3 protein-coding genes, 1 tRNA gene and 1 pseudogene are annotated in these 3,495 nt (G+C 72.8%); 2 read left to right on the top strand and 3 right to left on the bottom strand.

Features of this window, described 5'->3' with window-relative positions; genetic code table 11:
- Positions 1–228 (bottom strand): annotated as a pseudogene (locus ACTIR_RS26790) (hypothetical protein); the annotation flags it as partial.
- Between the two features lie 152 nt (positions 229–380).
- On the opposite strand from ACTIR_RS26790, the gene ACTIR_RS0115950 reads away from it, so the two are divergent.
- Positions 381–902, top strand: coding sequence for an inorganic diphosphatase (locus ACTIR_RS0115950; protein ID WP_026455029.1), 522 nt, complete (start codon positions 381–383; stop codon positions 900–902).
- Between the two features lie 153 nt (positions 903–1,055).
- On the opposite strand, the gene ACTIR_RS0115945 is transcribed toward ACTIR_RS0115950, so the two are convergent.
- Together ACTIR_RS0115945 and ACTIR_RS0115940 are read right to left on the bottom strand one after the other, a co-directional pair.
- Positions 1,056–1,574 (bottom strand): gamma carbonic anhydrase family protein, encoded by a 519-nt coding sequence (locus ACTIR_RS0115945; RefSeq protein ID WP_026455028.1) that lies wholly within the window; start codon positions 1,572–1,574, stop codon positions 1,056–1,058.
- 101 nt (positions 1,575–1,675) lie between these two features.
- Positions 1,676–1,749: transfer RNA gene (locus ACTIR_RS0115940), tRNA-Thr, on the bottom strand.
- 135 nt (positions 1,750–1,884) lie between these two features.
- Between ACTIR_RS0115940 and ACTIR_RS0115935 the strand changes: the two genes are divergently transcribed.
- The coding region (locus ACTIR_RS0115935; protein WP_026455027.1) for a hypothetical protein at positions 1,885–3,495 on the top strand (1,611 nt) is incomplete at its 3' end.

Raw genomic sequence — 3,495 nt, 5'->3', positions numbered from 1 at the left:
CAGCCGGTGCCGCACCGTCGGCGGCTCGGTCGTTGTGACCTCGGGCACGCCCCACTCGTCGGTGGGTTGCCGTGGGTTGTCCTCCGGTCCGGCGGGGGCGAGGTCGGGATCGTCGTCGTCCGACGGCCACCGCGGGGCGGGTCCGGCGCCGTACCCACCGTCTCCGACCGTTCCGCCGCCCCGGTCACCACCGGCCGCGCCGGGGTCGGCGCCCGTGTCGCCTGCCACAGACCCTCCTCGCCGTTCAACGGGGCAGACGTCACATTTCCCGACCGCGTCTGCCCTGCCGGCCGATTGCCTGGTCCACACTAGTGAAGGAAGGTCAGACGCAGTGTGAGCCGCCCGCAAGCGGCGCCGAGAGACGAGGCAGCGAGGACGGCGTGGAGTTCGACGTCACGATCGAGATCCCCAAGGGGGAGCGCAACAAGTACGAGATGGACCACGAGACGGGGCGCATCAAGCTCGACCGCACCCTGTTCACGGCCACCCAGTATCCGGCCGACTACGGGTTCATCGACAACACGCTGGGCCAGGACGGCGACCCGCTCGACGTTCTCGTGCTCGTGCAGGAACCGACGTTCCCCGGCTGCCTGATCCGGAGCAGGGCGATCGGCATGTTCCGCATGACCGACGAGAAGGGCCCGGACGACAAGATCATCGCGGTGCCGTCGGACGACCCGCGGATGGAGCACCTGCGGGACATCCACCACCTCAACGAGTTCCACAAGCTGGAGATCGAGCACTTCTTCCAGGTGTACAAGGACCTGGAGCCGGCCAAGAGCGTGGAGGGCTCCACCTGGGCCAGCCGCATCGAGGCCGAGAAGGAGATCCAGGAGTCCTACGACCGCGAGGCGGCACACCGGGAGGAGATCCGGGGCCGCGAGGTGACCGAGCAGGACTGACCGGGCGGACCGGGCGCGGGCCGACGGACCGACGGGTCCGCGGCACGCCCGTCACCACGGAGCCACGGAGCCACGGAGCCACGGACGACGAGGGCGCCTCCCCGCGCACGACGGGGAGGCGCCCTTTCGCGTGTGTCGGCCTCCGCCGGGTGGTCACACGGGTTCGACGCCCTGCGCGTGGCGGCGGGCCAGCTCCCGGTACACCTCGGCGTTGTGCTCGATCCACACCCGGGCGGAGTCGGTCAACGGCACGAACTTCTTCGCCGGGCTGCCCATGGCGATGACCTCCTCCGGCACCTCGGTGCCCGGGGTGACGGTGGCGCCCGCCGCGACCAGGGTGCGGGCACCGATCACGGCCTTGTCCAGCACGGTGGCCGCGTTGCCCACGAGGGCCTGCTCCCCGACCGTGCAGTCGTGCACGATGCACGAGTGGCCGATCGTGGCGTTGCGGCCCACCTCGCAGGCCCCGTCATTGACGTGCAGCACCGAGTTGTCCTGGACGTTGGCGCCCTCCCGCACGACGATCCGGCCGAAATCACCGCGCAGCACGGCGCCGTACCAGATGGAGGCGTTCTTCTCGACGACGACGTCCCCGATCAGCGTCGCGGTGGGCGCGATCCAGGCGTCGGGGTGCACGGTGGGGCTGGTGCCCTCGAAGGCGAACATCGGCATGGGCACACCTTAACCAGCGTTCACGTCCGGCCCGCGCACCGGCGCGAAGGTGGGCGGACGTGAAGAAGGGCCCCCCGCATGGCGGAGAGCCCTTCCTGCCGAGCCGCCTAGGGGATTCGAACCCCTGACCTGCTCATTACGAGTGAGCCGCTCTGGCCGTCTGAGCTAAGGCGGCGCGGGCCGTGCCCGGCTGCGCACAAGTGTAGCGGTCCACCCTCCGTCACCGATGGGCCCCCCGCCTCGTTGGGGGGAGGACGACATCGGTGTCGCCCCGGCCGCCGGGTGACCACGCCACTGGGAGGACCCCCGTATGCGCCGACGCCTGCCCCGAGCGCTGGCCGCGCCCGTCACCGTCGCGGTACTCGTCCTGTCCGCCGCACCCGCCGCGGGCCAGACCGTGCCGACGACGCCCGAACCCGAGCCGGTGGAGGAGGGCCAGCCCCCGTTCTCCGACCCCCCGACACCGGAGGGCAGGGCGATCGGGAAGGCGGGCACGGCACTGGGCATGCTCCGCCTGGCACCGGAGGCCGTCCCCGCCGAGGCCTCCATGCCGGGCGTCGAGGAGTCCCTGCCCGACCAGTCCGCCCTGGAGGGAGGGTTCGGGCTGTCCCGGGCCGAGGCGAACTCGGAGTCGTACCTCACCTACGAGCGCGCGATCGCCGAGGCGTCCCCGTTCGGGCTCGCCGTGGGTGGTCACGCACCGACCGTGCCCGGTGCGGTCTCGCAGACGGCGTTGCCGGACAACGAGGATCCGGTCAGCACCGGTTTCGAGGCACCGGACAACCCGCTCGTCGGGATCAGCGGACTGAACGGCAGCGCCCACGCCCGCTGGAGCCCCACCACCGGTCCGTGTGTCGGCACCATCGCCGACTCCTCGACCTCGGCCGCCCACCTGTCCCTGGTCGATGCGATCCCCACCATGCCGGACACCCACCGGCTGTCCGACGCGGACGACGGGGGCGACACCGGCGCCCTCGGCGGTGACGACGGCGCCCTCGGTGACGGCGCCCTCGGTGACGGCGCCCTCGGCGGTGACGGCGCCCCCGGTGAGGACGGCGTCCCCGGTGAGGACAGCGCCTCCGGTGAGGACGACGGGCAGGACGACGGCGACCGGGCCCGGGCGGCGCTGTCCGAGCTGCCCGGGCCACTGGCGCACCTCGGCGGCCTGCTGTCCGGCGGCGGGGACGACACCGACGGCACCGGATCGCTGATCAGCGCACCGCAGACACTGTCCACCCGGTCGGTCGTGCGGCTGACCGACATCCCGGGCAGCGACCGCAAGGCGGTCGAATCGATCTCCACGATGCGGGCGGCCCGGCTGGAGATCCTGAAGGGCACCCCGCTCGGCCTCACGGTGCGGGTGGCCGACCAGCCCACCCTGCGTGTGGTCTCCACCGGCGACCCCGACACGTCCACCGTCGAGTACACGGCCCCGGTGCTGGCCTTCGAACGCGACGGGGAGACGCTGTTCGAGCTCGACGCGGCGAACCCGACCCGGGACATCCCCCTCGGGATCCCGCTGCCCGGCCTGACGGACGTGCCCGGGTTCGAGCAGGTCCGCGACGCCCCCGTCCTCGGCGGTGTGGCCGAACTCGTGGGCGGCGGGCTGAAGGAACTGACCGACCGCGCGTCCGAACACGTGCTCGACCTCGGGGTGCTGCGGGTGAGCGTGGCGGGCCTGGACGAACGGGCGGGCCGGGTGACCGAGCCGTTCACCGGCCACCACGTCTCGGCGGCCGCCCGCATGCTCGACCTGCGGGTCCTGCCGACGGACGGGCTGCGCGAGGCGTTGCCGCCGGAGCAGGCCGAGCGGCTCCCCTCGTCGCTGGCCCAGGTCTCGCTCGGGGAACAGAAGGCCACGGCGTTCGCCCCCGAGGGCGGCGTCGAGTGCGGCCCTCCGGCCGCCCCGCCCGCCGACGTG

The sequence above is a fragment of the Saccharomonospora iraqiensis subsp. iraqiensis genome, from assembly GCF_000430445.1.
Taxonomy (GTDB): Bacteria; Actinomycetota; Actinomycetes; order Mycobacteriales; family Pseudonocardiaceae; genus Saccharomonospora; species Saccharomonospora iraqiensis.
The sequence above is the reverse complement of the archived record's forward strand: the minus strand, read 5'-3'. Positions and strand labels throughout refer to the sequence as shown.

Bases quoted from the DNA above. Each gene is read 5' to 3' on its own strand.
- ACTIR_RS0115945 (WP_026455028.1), bottom strand. From the start codon at position 1,574: ATGCCGATGTTCGCCTTCGAGGGCACCAGCCCCACCGTGCACCCCGAC.